We start from the raw sequence: 16,671 nt of genomic DNA, 5'->3' as shown, positions 1-16,671 counted from the left end.
CGTGGTCACCGGATTCGCACCGATCGGCACGCAGGTCTCGGCGCTGGCCGCCGCCGAGCCCGACGCGCCCGCGGTCACCTGCGAGGGACGGACCCTGACCCGCGCCGAGCTCGACGCCTCCACCAACCGGCTCGCCCGCGCCTACGCCGAACGAGGCGTCGGCACAGGCGATTACGTGTCGATCGCGATGCCCAACTCGATTGGCTGGATCGAATCGGTGCTCGCCTGCTGGAAGCTGGGTGCCGTGCCGCAGCCGTTGTCGACGCGACTGCCCGACGTCGAGTTCGCCGACATCCTGGACCTGGTGCCGCGGGCTCTCGTGGTGGGCCGCACCGATCCGCGCGGCGTGGCGCCGAGCGTGCCCGCCGACTTCGTGCCCGACGCCGCCCTGTCCGTCGCGCCGCTGCCCGAGGCGGTGTCGCCGGTGTGGAAGTCGATGACCTCGGGCGGCAGCACCGGCCGACCCAAGCTCATCGAGGCGGGCGGGGACAGCCGCCTGCCCGCGGCGATCGGCTACCCGCTTGGCATGGAGTACGGCGACGTCAACCTGTTGTCGGTGCCGCTGCACCACAACACCGGATTCACCACGGCCGCAGCCGGTTTGCTGCTGGGGCACCACCTGGTGGTGATGCCTCGCTTCGAGCCGGAGGAGTTCCTGCGCCTCGTCACCGATTACCGCGTGACCTACCTGGCCACCGTGCCGACCGTGATGCAACGACTGCTTCCGGTCTATCGCGCCAACCCCGACGCCTACGACCTCTCGTCGATTCGCCGGTTCTGGCATCTGGCCGCGCCGTGCCCACCGGTGATCAAGCAGGCGTGGATCGACGTTCTAGGGCCGGAGGTGGTGTGGGAGCTGTACGGCGGTACCGAACTTCAGGCGCTGACGTTCGTGTCGGGCACGCAGTGGCTGCGTCACCCCGGAACGGTCGGGACCGTCGTGGCGGGTGAGATGAAGGTGCTCGACGACGACGGCCACGAATGCCCGCCCGGCGTGGTCGGCGAACTGTACATGCGACCCGCGCCGGGCAGCAGCCCGACCTACCGGTACGTCGGATCCACCGCCAAGAGCCGCGACGGCTGGGACTCGCTCGGCGACCTCGGTCACTACGTGGACGACGGCGCCGAGCGCTTCTTCTTCCTGTCCGACCGGCGCGTCGACATGTTCACCGTGGGCGGTCGCAACGTGTACCCGGCGGAGATAGAGTCGGCGCTCGCCGAGCATCCGGACATCCTGTCCTGCTTGGCCGTTGGCGTCCCCGACGACGATCTGGGGCAGGTGCCCCACGCGCTGGTGCAGGCCGGCACCGAGCTGAGCGAATCGGCGGTGATCGCCTTCCTCGCCGAGCGCCTTGCGGGCTACAAGGTGCCGCGCACGGTCGAGTTCGTCGACCGGCCGCTGCGCGACGACGCGGGCAAGGCCAGGCGGTCGGCGGTGCGCGAGGAGGTCGTCGCGCGACTGCGGGCTCGCGCTTAGCGCGCCGCCGAGACGGCAACCATGGTCGTCCTCGGGCCCCGCCGACGACTACCAGTGCTGTCTCGGCGAGGGAGCGCTAGCGGGCGACCGCGGGCTCGGGCGCGTCGGTGACCGAGCTGTCCAGCGGCGACACGGCATACCGTCTCTCCCACCGCCGCAACGCATTCCGGCACGGCGACTCGACCAGCGCGTAGCTCACCGCGGCGAGCGCGAAGCCCACCACCAGGGTGAGCGCCAGCACCACCGGCATGTGCCCGTTGAACGGGAACTCCCCGATCATGGGGAACACCATCGCCAGCGCGGCCAGGTGCCAGACGAACAACCCGTAGGACCACCGGCCGAGCGTCACCATCGTCGTACTGCCGAGGATCCGGTGCGACGTCCCAGGAGCGTCCAACACCAACGGCGCCAGCAGGGCCCCGGCGACCACCGCGCCCATCGACACCTTGATCAGGAACTGCCCCAGCGTGCCCGGCGCCAGGCCCGCCGGCCCGGCCATGGGGGACGCGGCCAGGCCGAACGCGGTGAGCGCGACGACGGCCATCAGCACCCGGCGGCGGGCCAGGCGGTGCGCCCACCCGACCGGGCTGACGGTGAGCTCGGCGATCAGCATGCCCGCGGCGAACCAGGAGAAGAACGCCGGCGGCCACGTCAACGGGTTCACCCCGAACGGCACGGAGAACGGGATCAGTCCCCAGGCGAAGCTGGCCAGCGCGACCGCGAGGATCGCCGGGATCCGCGCCCGCACCGGCAGCCGCCGGGCTAACAGCGCCAGCACCGGCAGCGCCAGGTAGAAGGTGACCTCGACCGACAGGCTCCACATCTGCGTCAGCCCAGAGGTCAGCGTCAACGGCACGTAGATCTGGGTCAGCGTCAGGTTGGCCAGCCACACGGTCAGATCGGGATCGGACTCGGGGAACAGCAGCAGGATCAGCACCACGGCGACGAGGTAGCCCGGCATGATGCGCACCAGCCGGGAGCGCAGGTAGTGCCCCGTCGGCGGGGTGTGCCGCAGACCGCGCGCGGCGGCGGCGTGCCCGCGCCACAGCAGGAAGCCCGACAGCGCGAAGAACACCGCGACCGCCAGGTCGAAGCGGCCCAGCACGCGACCGGTGCTCCACGTGGTGTGCCCGGTCTGGAAGCCGACGTGGGTGATCACGACGCCGATCGCCGCGCACGCCCGCATCCCCTCGACGGCGGGCAGGAAGCTGCGTGTGCCGGAGACTGCTCCCGGGTCGCTGCGCTCCTGCCCTCCGGAGACCGATTCCGGGTCGCTGCGCTCACTCACGCCGCCCAGTGTGCCCGATGGCCTTGCGGTCGACACCGGCCTCACCATGGGCTGTTAGGGTCGAGCAGGTTTGCCTCAACTGCCTTCGAGGCAGGTGACGGCGTTAGAGGAGTCGTCCCAGGACGAGAAGGAGGCACGGTTTGAACCGCGCTGTAGCGCTGCGCATCGCAGCGTGCGGGCTCATGGGTCTCGGTGCCGCCCTGTTGATCGCAGCTCTGCTGCTGTCCACGTACACCAAGGGCAAGATCGCCAAGATCCCGCTCGACATCGACACCACGTTGGTCAGTGACGGCACCGGAACCGTCTTCGATCCCGACTCACTCAACACCCAGAAGTTCGTCGTCGACCGGAACGCACCCGTGTCGTTCCAGCAGCAGATCAGCGTCGAGTCGCCCTCGAACGCCGACGTCGTCACCCTTCAGGTCGGCAACACCGTGCGCCGGACGGACAAGCAGCAGGACAACGGCCTGCTGCTGGCCTTGGTCGACACCGTGACGCTCGATCGCAAGACCGCCTTGGCGGTGTCCAGCGACACCAACCCCGGCGGCTCGGTGCAGAAGCCGCGCAGCATCGACGACACCCAGCCGCCGACCAACGTCGCCCTCCCGCACGAGGGCCTGGCCTACCGCTTCCCGTTCGACACCGAGAAGAAGACCTACCCGTACTTCGACCCGATCGCGCAGAAGGCCTACGACGCCAACTACGACGGCGAAGAGGACGTCAACGGGCTGAACACCTTCCGGTTCACCCAGAACATCGGCTACGACTCCGACGGCAAGCTGGTCGACCCCGTGAAGTACGCCTCGCTGTACGGCGACGACGCGGACAGCGTCGTCTCCGCGCGGGCCGAGCTGTGGGGCCTGCCGGGTGATCCCGACGAGCAGATCACCATGACCCGCTACTACGCCGCCCAGCGCACCTTCTGGGTCGACCCGGTGTCGGGCACCATCGTGAAGGCCGAGGAGCACGGCTACCACTACTACGCGCGCGATGCCCTCAAGCCCGAGGTGACGTTCGCCGACTACAAGGTGACCTCCACCGAGGACACCGTGGAGTCGCAGGTGGCCAGTGCCCGCGACGAGGGTGACGTCGTCGCCCTGTGGGGTCGGATCCTGCCGATCTCGTTCACCGCGATCGGTCTGCTGGCCCTCGTCGGCGGTGCCCTGCTGGGCTGGTTCACGCTGCGGGCCCAGTCCGCCCTGATCGATCCCGGTCTGGACGACACCGGCCACGGCTTCTTCGGACGACGCCCGACCGACACCGGGCCGATGCCCGCGGCCGAGGCGGCGACCGAGAAGATCCCCACCCAGCGGCCGTCGGATCTGCCCCCGGACCGACCGGTCTGATCGCACGCACCCGGTGGTGGGTGCCGGCGTACTCGCTGGCACTGACCCTCGCGATCACGGCGCCCCTGCTGGCGCCGGGTTACCTGCTCCTGCGTGACGCGGTCTCCACCCCGAGGGCGTACCTGACCGACGCCGCCCTGGGGCTCTCCGAGGCGGCGCCACGGGCGCTGCCGCAGGACTTCTTCGTGGCGGTGGCCTCGCACGTCGTCGACGGCGGCATCGTCGTCAAGGTCCTGCTGATCGCCGGCCTGTGGCTTTCCGGCTGGGGCGCGGCCCGGTTGGCCGACGTCGTCGTCCCCGCCGCCGGCCTGGGCGGGCAGTTCGTGGCCGCCACGCTCGCGGTGTGGAATCCCTACGTCGCCGAACGGCTGCTGCAGGGCCACTGGAGTCTTCTGGTCGGATACGGGTGCCTGCCGTGGGTGGCGGCGGCGGTGCTCCGGCTGCGCTCCGGTGACAGCACCTCGTGGGCCGTCCTGTTCTGGATCGCGTTCGCGGGGCTGACGCCAACCGGTCTGATGCTCGCCGCAACCGTGGCGCTGGCGACGTGTGCGGCGCCGGGGGCGGGTCGGTCCCGGCGGTGGTGTGCGGCGATCTCGTTGGGCGCTGCCGTGCTCGGCGCGCTGCCGTGGCTTGTCGCGCCGATGGTGTCCGGATCGCTGTCGTCGAGCCAGGCGGCCGGCGTGACCGAGTTCGCCGCCAGGGCCGAACCCGGCCTCGGCACGTTGGGCAGCCTCGCGGGTCTCGGCGGCATCTGGAACGGTCAGGCGGTTCCGAGCACCAGGATGACGCTGTTCGCGCTCCTCGCCACGGCCGTGCTGCTCGCCGTGGTCGCGGTGGGTCTGCCGACGGCGGTGCGGCGGCCGGGCGCGCGTCCGCTCCTGGTACTCGCGGTGGTCGCGGTGGTGGCGCCCGCGCTGATGGCGACGGGTCCCGGGTTGGCCACGGTGGAGGCGATCGTCCGCGCGGTACCCGGCTTGGGGGTGCTACGCGACGCGCAGAAGTGGGTCGCCCTTGCACTGCCGGGCTATGCCGTGGCGGGCGCGTCGGCCGTCGTCACGGTGGCGCGCCGGGTGCCGAAGGGGGCCACTGCGGCGGTGTGCTGCCTCGCGCTGCTGGCCGTCCTGCCCGACCTCGCGTGGGGCGTCGGCGGGAAGGTCACCTCCGTGCGCTACCCGGCGGGGTGGGCGGCGGCGGCAGCGGTGGTCAACGCCGATCCGCGACCGGTGGCGGTGCTGCCCCAGATGAGCATGCGGCACTTCCCGTGGGCGGGTTCCGCGCCCGTACTCGACCCGCTGCCGCGCTGGGTGTCCGCGGAGGTGCTGACCTCCGGCGACCTGAACATCGGCGGGCGGACGGTGCCCGGCGAGGGCACGCGTGCACGCGAGATCGAGCGGCTGGTGCAGTCCCGCGCGGGGGTCGACGAGTTGGCGGCGGCGGGCGTCGGCTGGGTCGTCGTCGAGGGCGGTGGCAGGGCCCGGCTGTCGCTGCCGGTCGCCTTCGCCGACGACGACGTTGCCGTCTACCGGGTCGGCGGCGACCGGCCCGCGGCGTCGCACCGCGGCGTCATGATCGCCGCGCACTTGGCCTGGCTGGTCGCCCTGCTGGCCGGCGCGACCGGGATGATCGCCGTGCGGCGCAGGAGTGCGGTTCACTAGGCGCCATGGGTTGGCTCAGCGAGTGGTGGCAGGCCGAGGTCGTCAACGGCTACAAGGGACCGCTGCTGCTGAGCTTCACCGCGTTCGTGGTGACGTTCCTGACCACTCGCACCATCACGCGGCTGATCCGGGCGGGCAAGGGGCCGTTCCACGACGTCAGCAGCGGCGGCGTGCACATGCACCACTCGACGCCGGGCGTGGTGCTGCTGATCATCGGCGGTTTCAGCGGCGTTGGTTCGCCGCCGCTGTCGGCGTGGACCTACCTCGCGGCGTTGTTCGTCGGCGTGGGCGCCTCGCTGGTGCTCGACGAGTTCGCGATGATCTTCCGGCTGCAGGACGTCTACTGGACCCAGGAGGGCCAGCTGTCGGTGAACGTGGTGACGTTGGCCGCGGCGTGCGTGGGGCTTGCCACCGTAGGGGTGTCCCCGGTCAAGGTGGACGACCTCCCGCCCGAGTTCGCCGCGGTGCGCTACGCGGCCGTCGGCCTGCTGCTGGTCAACTTCGCCCTCGTCGCCGTCGCGGCGCTGAAGGGCAAGTACCCCACCGCCTTGATCGGGTTGTTCGTCTCCCCCGTCGCGTGGGTGGCCGCGGTGCGACTCGCACGTCCGACCTCGCCGTGGGCCCGGTGGCGCTACGGCCCGAAGAAGCACGCCCGAGCCGTGCGGCGGGCCGCGGCCTTCGACCGTCGATGGGCGCCCGTCCGGCGGCACTGGGACGACCTCGTCGGTGGCACACCGACGCTCGCGGACCCACCGGCGACCCCGACTTCGTCAGATGACGCCGCCGACCAGCCTGCCGTCGACCACTGATTCCAGGACCGCGCGCATGGCGTCGGCACTCTGAGTCCAGGAGAATTCGCCGCTGCGCAGCTGGGCCTTGACCCCGAGTTGCTCGCGCAGCACGTGGTCGGACAGCAGCCGGTCCAGGCGCGACACCAACTCCGCGTGGTCGTCGACCAGCAGACCGGTGACGCCGTCGACGATCGAGTCCGTCAGCCCGCCGGAGGACCGGTACCCTACGGTTGGGACGGCGTGTTGCGCCGCCTCGGTCACGGCGAGCCCCCACCCCTCCTTGCGCGACGGCAGCACGTGCACCCAGCATCGTTGCAGCACTTCGTGTTTCGCGCGGTCGTCGACGTGACCGTGGAAGGTGACCGCGTCGGTGATGCCGAGGCGGGCGGCGTGCGCGACGAGCCGCTCGCCCCACCAGCCGCCGCCGACGACGTCGAGGTGCAGGTCCGGCGTCCGAGGGAGCAACTCGGCGACGGCGTCGAGCACGTCCTCGATCTGCTTGTGCGGCACCAGCCGTGACAGCACGGCCACCCGGGGCGTCGCCGACCGCGGCTGCCGCAGGGTCTCGGCGGGCGCCTCGTCCAGCCCGTTGCGGACCACGGCGACGCGGTGCGGTTCCACGCCGAGGTCGGCGAGGTCCCGGGCCGACGGCAGCGACACCGTGACGTACTGGTTGCCGCGGTGCAGGCGCGGGGACAGGCTGGATTCGACGAACCAGCCGAAGCGGCTCATCAGCGGACCTGCGACCGGCCACTGCTCGCGGTGGCAGTGGTGGACCAGCACCACCGACCGCCGCCCGAACGCCAGCCGCGCGAGGAACGGGATGCCGTTCTGGCTGTCGATCACCACGTCGGGTCGCACCCGCCGCAGCGGGCCGAGCCCCACCCGTGCCGCGACCATCGCCAGCCCGGCCCGGACGTACACCCCGTAGCGGCCGCCGGCACGGCTGACGGTCACGCCGTCGAGCACCTCGCGTCGGGCGGACCCCGGATAGCGGGCGGTGCGCAGGGTGACCTCGACGCCGTCGGCCGCCAGCTGGCTGCCGATGCGCTGAAGGTAGGTCTCGCTGCCGCCGCCCTGAGGGTGCCCGGTATCGCGCCAGCACAGCAGCAGGACGGACTTCAGGGGACGGTCGGACATCGCAGACCAGCTTAAACCCCGCGCGAGTGGCCAGTTATGACACCGTTGCCGTCCGGATCCGTATGACAACTGGCCACTCGGCGCTGAATACAGTTGACCCATGCGCGCCACCGACCCCGTCGCCAGGCGGGCCACCCTGGCGAGGTCGGTGCGGCTGCTCGGGGAGTTCCGCTTCGAGCAGAGCGACCCGCCCCGGTTCTACGGCGCGCTCGCCGACGACACCGTCGCTCTGGTGGCGGCTCTGGTCGACGGCGATCCGACGGGGTTGACCCTGCTCGACGTCGGCGGCGGCCCGGGGTATTTCGCGTCGGCGTTCGAGGCGGCGGGCGTGCACTACCTGGGCGTGGAGCCCGACGCCAGCGAGGCGCACGCCGGAGCCGCGCTGGCGGCGACATCCAGGCGTAGCCCCGCCGGCGAGCCCGGCGCGGGCACGTTCGTCCGGGCGTCGGGCATGGCGCTGCCGTTCGCCGACGACGCCGTCGACGTGTGCCTGTCGTCCAACGTCGCCGAACACGTCCCAGACCCGTGGCGGATGGGCCGCGAGATGCTGCGGGTCACCAAGCCGGGCGGGTTGGTGGTGCTGTCGTACACGGTGTGGTTGGGCCCGTTCGGCGGCCACGAGATGGGGTTGACGCACTATCTCGGCGGGGCGCGCGCCGCCGAGCGGTACACCCGCAGGCACGGCCACCGGCCGAAGAACGACTACGGCTCGTCGTTGTTCGCCGTGTCGGCCGCCGACGGCCTGGCGTGGGCGGAGAGCACGGGGATGCTGGTGGCCGCTTTTCCCCGCTACCACCCGCGATGGGCGTGGTGGATGACGCGCGTCCCGGTGCTTCGGGAGTTTCTGGTCAGCAACCTGGTGCTGGTGTTGCGACCGGCGTGACGGCCTGAATTGCAACAGGTTCCAGTTTGGCGTTTCGGTGGGTAATGTGAGTTTCATGACACAGAGCACTGCCTTCAAGACCGACTGGGACCAGCTGTTCATCGGCGGCAAGTGGGTCGAGCCGTCGACCTCGGAGGTCATCGAAGTGCACTCTCCGGCCACGGGTGAGCTGGTCGGCCGCGTTCCCATGGCGTCGGAGGCCGACGTGAACGCCGCCTGCGCCGCCGCCCGCAAGGCCTTCGACGAGGGCCCGTGGCCGCACACCTCCCCCGAGGAGCGGGCCGCCGTGCTCGGCGCCGCGGTGAAGATCATGGAGGAGCGCGCCGACGAGCTGAAGTTCCTGCTGGCCGCCGAGACGGGGCAGCCGCCGACGATCGTCGACATGATGCAGTACGGCGCCGCGATGTCGTCGTTCAACTACTTCGTCGGGGCGGCCGACAAGTTCACCTGGCAGGACGTCCGCGACGGCATCTACGGCCAGACCATGGTGCTCAAGGAGCCGGTCGGCGTCGTCGGCGCGGTCACCGCCTGGAACGTGCCGTTCTTCCTGGCCGCCAACAAGCTGGGCCCCGCGCTGCTGGCCGGGTGCACCGTCGTCCTGAAGCCAGCCGCCGAGACCCCGCTGTCGGTGTTCGCGATGGCGCAGATGTTCGCCGAGGCCGGATTGCCCGAGGGCGTGCTGTCGATCGTGCCGGGCGGCGCCGAGACGGGGCGTGCGTTGACCGCCAACCCCGAGCTGGACAAGTACACCTTCACCGGCAGCTCCGCCGTCGGCAAGGAGGTCGCCAAGATCGCGGCCGAGAACCTGAAGGCCTGCACGCTGGAGCTCGGCGGCAAGTCCGCGGCCATCATCCTCGAGGACGCCGACCTGGACTCGACGCTGCCGATGCTGGTGTTCTCCGGCCTGATGAACTGCGGGCAGGCGTGCGTCGGCCAGACGCGCATCCTGGCACCGCGGTCGCGCTACGACGAGGTGGTGGAGAAGCTCTCGGCCGCGGTGGCCGCGATGCCGGTCGGGCTGCCCGACAACGCAGGCGCCATGATCGGCCCGCTGATCTCCGAGCGGCAGCGCGAGCGCGTGGAGGGCTACATCAAGAAGGGCGTCGAGGAGGGCGCCCGCATCGTCACCGGCGGCGGACGGCCCGAGGGTCTGGACGGCGGTTGGTTCGTCGAGCCGACGGTGTTCGCCGACGTCGACAATTCGATGGTCATCGCGCAGGAGGAGATCTTCGGCCCGGTGCTCGTGGTGATCCCGTTCGACGACGAGGACGACGCCGTCCGCATCGCCAACGACTCGGCGTACGGCCTGGCGGGCAGCGTGTACACCACCGACTTCCCGAAGGCTCTCGAGATCGCGAAGAGGATCCGCACCGGTACCTATGCGGTCAACATGTACGCCTTCGACCCCGGCGCCCCGTTCGGCGGGTACAAGAACTCGGGCATCGGCCGCGAGAACGGCCCCGAGGGCATCGAGGCGTACTGCGAGGCCAAGAGCGTCCTGCTGCCGTTCGGGTACACGCCCTAGCGCTTCCCCACTCGTCGAGTGTGCGGTGAGATCGTCGTCGGGGGCGATGTTGCGATCTCACCGCACACTCGATCGCGTTTCTGGGCGAGGCTAGAAGGCGTCGTCCGCCAGCTCCATCGCCGCGAGTTCGGTGTTCTCCACGGCGCGGCGGTCGGCGCCCAGCCGGGGGAGCACGTTCGTCGCGAAGAACGTTGCGGCCGTGACCTTTCCGCGATAGAACGCCTGGTCCCGTTCCGACGGCTGACCGTCGAGAGCCAACAGCGCGACCTCGGCGTGCCACAGCAGCAGCCAGCCGATCAGCAGGTCGCCGACGGCGAGCAGGAACGGCACCGACTGCAGTCCGACGCGGTACACCTCGCGGGCGTCGGTACTCGCCGCGACGTAGTACCCCGTCAGGGTGGCCACCATCGCCTGCACGTCGGCGGCCGCGGTGGCCAGAATCCCCCGATACGTGGCCAACTCGGGGCGGCCGTCCGGACGTTCGACGAACGCGCGGATCTGACCGAGGACGTGCTCGAGGGCGACGCCGCGGTCGCGGGCGATCTTGCGGAAGAAGAAGTCCTGCGCCTGGATTGCCGTGGTGCCCTCGTAGAGCGAGTCGATCTTGGCGTCGCGGACGTACTGCTCGAGTGGATAGTCCTTCAGATAGCCCGAACCACCCAGGGTCTGAAGCGATTCCGACAGGTACTGATACGACCGCTCCGACCCGACGCCCTTGACGATCGGCAGCAGCAGGTCGTTGACGCGACGGGCAATGTCGGCGTCGGCTCCCGACACCAGCTCGGCGACGACGTCGTCCTGGTGGGCGGCGGTGTACAGGTAGACCGCTCGGAGTCCCTCGGCGTAGCACTTCTGCATCAGCAGCGAGCGTCGCACGTCGGGGTGGTGCAGGATGGTCACCTTCGGTGCCGTCTTGTTGGTCATCTGCGTCAGATCGCTGCCCTGCACCCGCGTCTTCGCGAATTCCAGTGCGTTGAGGTAGCCGGTCGACAACGTGGCGATCGCCTTGCCGCCCACGGCCATTCGGGCGAACTCCATGATCTTGAACATCTGGACGATGCCCTCGTGGGTGTCGCCCACCAGGTAACCGACCGCCGGGGTGCCGTGCTGTCCGAACGTCAGCTCGCACGTCGCCGACGCCGTCAGCCCCATCTTGTGCTCGAGCCCGGTGACGTAGACGCCGTTGCGCGCACCGGGGGCCGCCGTCTCGGGGTCGGGCAGGAACTTCGGCACCAGGAACAGGCTGAGTCCCTTGGTGCCCGGCGCCGCTCCGACCGGCCGCGCCAGCACCAGGTGGGCGATGTTCTCGAACAGGTCGTCGCAGTCGCCGCTGGTGATGAAGCGCTTCACGCCGTCCAGATGCCACGTGCCGTCGGGCTGTTCGACGGCCTTGGTGCGGCCGGCGCCGACGTCGGAGCCCGCGTCGGGCTCGGTGAGCACCATCGTGGCACCCCAGTTGCGCTCGACGGCCAGTGCGGCCCAACGCTTCTGCTGCTCGTTGCCGACGTCGAACAGGACGTCCATCATCGGTGGGCCGTCGAGGTAGAAGAACGCCGCGGGCAGACCGCCGACCAGGAACTCGTTGATCGCCCACCGGACCATGGCGGGTGCGGGCAGGCCGCCGATGCCCTCGGCCAGCCCGATGCGCGTCCACTCCCCGCGCTGCCACGTCAGCACGGACTCCTTGAAGGCCGCGGGCAGGGTCACGGAGTGGGTGTGCGGGTCGAACGTCGGCGGGTTGCGGTCGCTCTCGGCGAACGACGCCGCCAGCGGGCCCTCCGCCTGCCGGGCGGCCTCGGCCAGCATGCCGCGGACGTCGTCGACCTCTAGTCCACCGAATTGGCCACTGCTGAGCGCCTTGTCGAGACCGAGCACCTCGACGAGGTTGAACGCCAGGTCTCGAACGTTGGCCTTGTAGTGGCTGGCGGAAATTAGAAGGCTCCCTCGTCGAGGTCCATGGTGGCCAGATCGACCGCGTCGACGATCTTGCGTTCGGCGGTGAGCCGCGGCAGCACGTTGTCGGCGAAGAACTTGGCGGCGGTCACCTTTCCCCGATAGAACGCCCGGTCGCGTTCCGACGGGCCGCCGTCGAGTGCCTCCAGGGCGATCTCCGCCCCGTGCAGCAGTAGCCACCCGATGACGAGATCGCCGACGGCCAGCAGGAAGGACACCGAGCCGAGGCCCACCCGGTAGAGCTCACGCGAGTTCTGTTGCGAGGACATCAGATAACCGGTCATGGCTCCGACCATCGCCTGCACGTCGGCCAACGCCGTGGCCAGCCGTCCGCGGCAGTTGGCAAGCTCCGCACGTGCCGACTCGGCGTCCAGGAACTTCTGGATCTCACCGGCGACGTGGGCCAGCGCGCCGCCCTGGTCACGGGCGATCTTGCGGAAGAAGAAGTCCTGCGCCTGGATCGCGGTGGTGCCCTCGTAGAGCGAGTCGATCTTGGCGTCGCGGATGTACTGCTCGATCGGGTAGTCCTGCAGGAAGCCCGAGCCACCGAAGGTCTGCAAGGACTCCGTCAGCGTCTGATAGGCCCGTTCGGACCCGACGCCCTTGACGATGGGCAGCAGCAGGTCGTTGACCCGGCCCGCCATCCCGGCGTCCGCGCCGGAGACGACGTTCGCCGCCGCCACGTCCTGATGCGCGGCAGTGTAGAGGTACAGCGCGCGCAGCCCCTCGGCGTAGGCCTTCTGCGTCATCAGCGCCCGGCGCACGTCGGGGTGGTGCAGGATGCTGACGCGCGGTGCGGTCTTGTCGGTCATCTGGGTGAGGTCGGCGCCCTGGATGCGCGTCTTGGCGTAGTCGAGGGCGTTGAGGTATCCGGTCGAGAGCGTACTGATCGCCTTGGTGCCGACCATCATTCGCGCGTACTCGATGATCTTGAACATCTGCGCGATGCCGTTGTGGGTGTCGCCCACCAGATAACCGACCGCGGGGGTGCCGTGCTGCCCGAACGTCAGCTCACACGTCGCGGACACCTTCAGGCCCATCTTGTGCTCGAGCCCGGTGACGTAGACGCCGTTGCGCTCACCCGGTTCCCCGGTCTCGGGGTCGGGCAGGAACTTCGGCACCATGAACAGCGAGAGGCCCTTGGTGCCGGGTCCGGCGCCCTCGGGCCTGGCCAGCACCATGTGCACGATGTTCTCGAACAGGTCGTCGGAGTCGCCGCTGGTGATGAAGCGCTTCACGCCGTCCAGATGCCAGGTGCCGTCGGGCTGCTCGACGGCCTTCGTGCGCCCGGCGCCGACGTCGGAGCCCGCGTCGGGCTCGGTGAGCACCATCGTCGCACCCCAGTTGCGATCGACCGCCATTGCCGCCCAGTGCTTTTGCTGCGCGTTGCCCTCCTCGTGCAGGATGCCGGCGAGCACCGGCCCGGCCAGGTACATGAAGGCAGCCGGTTGCGCGCCGAGCGGGAACTCGTTGATCGCCCACGCCAGCATCGACGGCGCGGGAACGCCTCCGACGTCCTCGGACAGACCGATGCGGAACCACTCCCCCTGCTGCCACGCCCGGAACGACTCCTTGAACGCCGCGGGCAGCGTCACCACGTGGGTGTCGGGGTCGAAGGTCGGCGGGTGGCGGTCGGAGTCGGCGAAGGACTCGGCCAGCGGGCCCTCTGCCAGGCGAGCCGCCTCGCTCAGCATGTCGCGAATCGAGTCCGCGTCCAGGTCGCCGAACTCGCCGGTGGCGAGGACCTTCTCGAGTTGGAGGACCTCGAAGAGGTTGAATTCGAGGTCGCGCACGTTGCTCTTGTAGTGACCCACGTCTTGCGCCTTTCGCTGTCGAACCGCACTGCAGCGTAGTCCGATCGGGCCAGGGCGGCCAGATGACCGCGCCCGCGGCCGGTATGCCTGGACCCATAGTGGGCCGCCGTCAATGTGACACGGAATACATTCCGACCCGTCCGACGTTCAGTCGAATATGCTTCACTCCATAATAAGGGAGGCCACCATGTGGGTCGTCGAGGTCAACGTCCTGGGGCGCCGATTCAGCTGGGCCGTCGACGGCCGGCGCCGGCCGTTGCCAGGCACCGCCCAGGTGGCGCAATGGCGCGACCGGATGCACCGTCAGTCGGGTGCCGCCGCCTGATGCCCTCCCCCGTCGACGTCAGCCGCGCCACGCGGGGCACGACGCGTGACCGGATGCTGTTGACCGCTGCCCAGGTGTTGCGCGAGAAGGGTGCCGCGGGGGTCACGATCGACGAGGTCTTGGCCCGCAGCGGCGCGCCACGCGGGTCGGTCTACCACCACTTTCCCGGCGGTCGCAGTCAGCTGCTGACCGAGGCGCTGCGGTTCGCGGGCGACGCGATCGCCGGTCTGATCGACGACGCCGCCACGCAGGGCTGCACCCCGCTGATTCGCCAGTTCGTCGCCTTCTGGGAGCGCACCCTGGCCGAGAGCGACTTCGCGGCAGGCTGCCCGGTGGTCGCCGCCGCGATCGGCTCGGCCGACGCCGAACCGGCGCTGACGCCCATCGCCGGTGACATCTTCGACCGGTGGCGGGCGGCACTCACCCGCGCCTTCGTGGCCGACGGATTCGACGAGGCCGACGCCGGATCGTTGGCCGTCACCTGCATCGCGGCGCTGGAGGGCGCCGTGGTGCTGTGTCGGGCGACCCGCACGGCCGAGCCGCTGCGGGAGGTGGCCCGTCAGGTCGAGTTCCTGATCCAGTCACGGGAATTCGTGCACCGGTTCGGGCTGCCCTCGCGTCCCTAGGGTGCCAGCAGGATGCGGCTCAGCTGGGTCGTCGTGGCGACGCCGTCGTCGTAGCCACCCTCGCCGCCGAGCGCGTTCATGATCGCCAGCGTGTAGCGCTGTCCGGGACCCGCGAACCCGACCGAGTTGACCACCCACCCGCCCTGCTCCTGCGACCATCCGTCCTTGTTCCCGGGTGCCATCGCGGGGCCGGCACCCCACACGCCCCACTGCTGGTCGGGGTCGACCCGCTGCATCTCGGCCACCACGGCGGCGGCGTCGGCGGGGCGCAGCCCGGCAAGCACGTAGTTCATCAGCCCGTCCAGGTCGTCGGCCGTCGCCTTCTGAAAGCCCCAATAGGGAAACACGTCGCTAAAACCCCTCTGCGGCACCACGTTTGGCATCCCATAGCGGGGGAAGTTCGCGTTGAACGCGTTCGCCGGTCCCCCGAACCGCGACCACAGCGCGTCGGCGGCGTCGTTGTCGGAGTTGCGCAGCATGGCCACCATCAGGCGGCGGTCGGCGTCGGTGAGGGTGACGGCGCCGGCTTGCTGCCTGGTCAGCAGATCGGCGACCATCGCCAGCTTGATGGTCGACGCCGTCCAGATCGGGGTGGCGGCATCGGCGTTGCGGTACGTGGCCCCCGTCGCGCGGTCGCGCAGCACGAATCCGATCGTGCCCGGGCGGTCGTGGAGGTACTGCTCGGCGGCGGCGATGCGCTCACGCAGGTCGCAGTCCGACGCTGCGTTGCCGCAGGGCGCACCGGCTGACGGCGGAGCACCCGAGACCAGGGCCAGCAGAAGAGCGACGACGAGGACGATCGCGGGACGTCGCATCGGCTAGCGCAGCTCCTTCTCGATGGCGTTGCGCAGGTCGTCGACGGACCGAGGGGTCACGTGATCACCGTTGACGAAGAACGTCGGCGTGCCCTGGACGCCGAGCGCCATGCCGTCGTCGACGTCGACCTGAATGCGTTGCGCGGTGGCGGGGTCGGCGTAGGCCGCGTCGAAGGCGGGCAGGTCGAGGCCGAGTTCGGCTGCGAACCCGCGAAATACGTCGTCGGCGGGAGCGCGTCGTTCGCCCCATTGGGCCTGCGTCTCGTACATCGTGCGGTACATCGCCTCGAGTCTGCCCTGCTGGGCGGCGGCCTCGACGGCGCGGGCGGCACGCTCGGCGTTGACGTGCCCGGGGAGGGGGAAGTAGCGCAGCACGAATTCGACCCGGTCCCCGTAGTCGGCCCGCAGCTGCTCGACCACCGGGTACGCCGCCCGGCAGCCCTCGCACTCGAAGTCCAGGAACTCGACGAACGTCACGTCGGCGCCGGGTGGGGAGTTCAGCCGGTGACTGCTCTCGCGAACCACCGCGGGTGTGCTCACCTCCGCCGAGGCACGGTCGGGCCCGTCGGTGTCGCTGCGGCCGATCAGGAGGGCCACCGCGGCGACGACGATCGCGACGATCGCGACCGCGGTCACCCCCATCCGACCCGCGGTCGTCTTCGGCAACGCGCACCCCTCGTCCGTGCGACCTACGTAGCAAGTACGTAGCAACAGTAGCGCAGGTCAGGTCAGTGGTGGCAGAGCACGTTGACGACCACGGGCACCGCGATCGTCGCCGCGATGACGGCCGACGTCGCCACCCGATGACACCACCGGGTCGACCGGCGGGCGGGCTCCAACAAGCGACGCGCGCGGGCGGCCGTCGCCGTGGCCGCCACGGCCAGTCCGCCCGCCGGCGGGCTCCAACAAGCGACGCGCGCGGGCGGCCGTCGCCGTGGCCGCCACGGCCAGTCCGCCCGCCGGCGGTGGCGGGGAGGCCAGCGCGAGCATGCCCGCCACCAGTGGCCGCGGCCCGCGCCGCCGGGCCGCCCTG

General features: G+C 70.5%; 14 protein-coding genes and 1 pseudogene. 8 read left to right on the top strand and 7 right to left on the bottom strand.

Translation table 11 applies throughout. From position 1 onward, the window contains the following. The first annotated feature begins 1 nt into the window (after position 1). Positions 2–1,477: an AMP-binding protein gene (locus H7J06_RS28280; RefSeq protein WP_264042760.1), complete on the top strand. Its 1,476-nt coding sequence runs from the start codon at positions 2–4 to the stop codon at positions 1,475–1,477. 76 nt (positions 1,478–1,553) lie between these two features. Here the strand turns inward: H7J06_RS28280 and H7J06_RS28275 are convergent, their stop codons facing one another. Then, entirely contained in the window at positions 1,554–2,663 is a 1,110-nt protein-coding gene (locus H7J06_RS28275; protein ID WP_264042928.1) for an acyltransferase family protein, read from the bottom strand. Positions 2,664–2,905: 242 nt separating this feature from the next. On the opposite strand from H7J06_RS28275, the gene pgfA reads away from it, so the two are divergent. From pgfA to H7J06_RS28260, 3 genes are read left to right on the top strand one after another with little or no spacing between them, the layout of a single operon-like run. After that, positions 2,906–4,111, top strand: coding sequence for a cell envelope lipid trafficking protein PgfA (gene pgfA, locus H7J06_RS28270; RefSeq protein ID WP_264042759.1), 1,206 nt, complete (start codon positions 2,906–2,908; stop codon positions 4,109–4,111). A gap of 20 nt (positions 4,112–4,131) precedes the next feature. Further along, complete coding sequence (locus tag H7J06_RS28265; protein ID WP_264042758.1) at positions 4,132–5,766, top strand: MmpA family trehalose lipid delivery protein; 1,635 nt, start codon at positions 4,132–4,134, stop codon at positions 5,764–5,766. Positions 5,767–5,771: 5 nt separating this feature from the next. Then, on the top strand, positions 5,772–6,575 hold the full coding sequence (locus tag H7J06_RS28260) for a hypothetical protein (RefSeq protein ID WP_264042757.1): 804 nt from the start codon (positions 5,772–5,774) through the stop codon (positions 6,573–6,575). Here the strand turns inward: H7J06_RS28260 and H7J06_RS28255 are convergent. Continuing rightward, a complete protein-coding gene (locus H7J06_RS28255) occupies positions 6,537–7,697 on the bottom strand; it encodes a glycosyltransferase family 4 protein (protein ID WP_264042756.1) in 1,161 nt (386 codons plus the stop codon). The two genes, H7J06_RS28260 and H7J06_RS28255, sit on opposite strands and share 39 nt — an antisense overlap. Before the next feature lie 100 nt (positions 7,698–7,797). On the opposite strand from H7J06_RS28255, the gene H7J06_RS28250 reads away from it, so the two are divergent. Further along, positions 7,798–8,580, top strand: coding sequence for a class I SAM-dependent methyltransferase (locus tag H7J06_RS28250; RefSeq protein WP_264042755.1), 783 nt, complete (start codon positions 7,798–7,800; stop codon positions 8,578–8,580). Between the two features lie 55 nt (positions 8,581–8,635). Continuing rightward, positions 8,636–10,105 carry an aldehyde dehydrogenase gene (locus H7J06_RS28245; protein ID WP_264042753.1) on the top strand — a complete coding sequence of 490 codons (1,470 nt, stop codon included), beginning with the start codon at positions 8,636–8,638 and terminating at the stop codon, positions 10,103–10,105. Between the two features lie 90 nt (positions 10,106–10,195). Here H7J06_RS28245 and H7J06_RS28240 read toward each other — a convergent pair whose 3' ends face one another. Both H7J06_RS28240 and H7J06_RS28235 read right to left on the bottom strand, forming a co-directional pair. Continuing rightward, positions 10,196–11,980 carry an acyl-CoA dehydrogenase family protein gene (locus H7J06_RS28240; protein WP_443678424.1) on the bottom strand — a complete coding sequence of 595 codons (1,785 nt, stop codon included), beginning with the start codon at positions 11,978–11,980 and terminating at the stop codon, positions 10,196–10,198. Between the two features lie 56 nt (positions 11,981–12,036). Further along, entirely contained in the window at positions 12,037–13,872 is a 1,836-nt protein-coding gene (locus tag H7J06_RS28235) for an acyl-CoA dehydrogenase (protein WP_264042752.1), read from the bottom strand. A gap of 187 nt (positions 13,873–14,059) precedes the next feature. Between H7J06_RS28235 and H7J06_RS28230 the strand changes: the two genes are divergently transcribed. Together H7J06_RS28230 and H7J06_RS28225 are read left to right on the top strand one after the other, a co-directional pair. Then, on the top strand, positions 14,060–14,197 hold the full coding sequence (locus H7J06_RS28230; protein WP_264042751.1) for a hypothetical protein: 138 nt from the start codon (positions 14,060–14,062) through the stop codon (positions 14,195–14,197). Next, complete coding sequence (locus H7J06_RS28225) at positions 14,197–14,823, top strand: TetR/AcrR family transcriptional regulator (RefSeq protein ID WP_264042750.1); 627 nt, start codon at positions 14,197–14,199, stop codon at positions 14,821–14,823. The genes H7J06_RS28230 and H7J06_RS28225 overlap by 1 nt, the downstream gene beginning before the upstream one ends. Here H7J06_RS28225 and H7J06_RS28220 read toward each other — a convergent pair. The 3 genes and pseudogenes from H7J06_RS28220 to H7J06_RS28210 form a co-directional block, all read right to left on the bottom strand. Beyond that, complete coding sequence (locus tag H7J06_RS28220) at positions 14,820–15,638, bottom strand: serine hydrolase (protein WP_264042749.1); 819 nt, start codon at positions 15,636–15,638, stop codon at positions 14,820–14,822. The two genes, H7J06_RS28225 and H7J06_RS28220, sit on opposite strands and share 4 nt — an antisense overlap. A 3-nt stretch (positions 15,639–15,641) precedes the next feature. Continuing rightward, positions 15,642–16,280 (bottom strand): DsbA family protein, encoded by a 639-nt coding sequence (locus H7J06_RS28215; RefSeq protein WP_372515428.1) that lies wholly within the window; start codon positions 16,278–16,280, stop codon positions 15,642–15,644. Between the two features lie 81 nt (positions 16,281–16,361). Further along, positions 16,362–16,671: pseudogene (locus tag H7J06_RS28210) on the bottom strand (hypothetical protein); the annotation flags it as partial.

It is taken from the genome of Mycolicibacterium hodleri, from assembly GCF_025822245.1.
GTDB classification, from domain to species: domain Bacteria; phylum Actinomycetota; class Actinomycetes; order Mycobacteriales; family Mycobacteriaceae; genus Mycobacterium; species Mycobacterium hodleri.
This window is presented reverse-complemented; position numbering and strand designations above follow the sequence as displayed.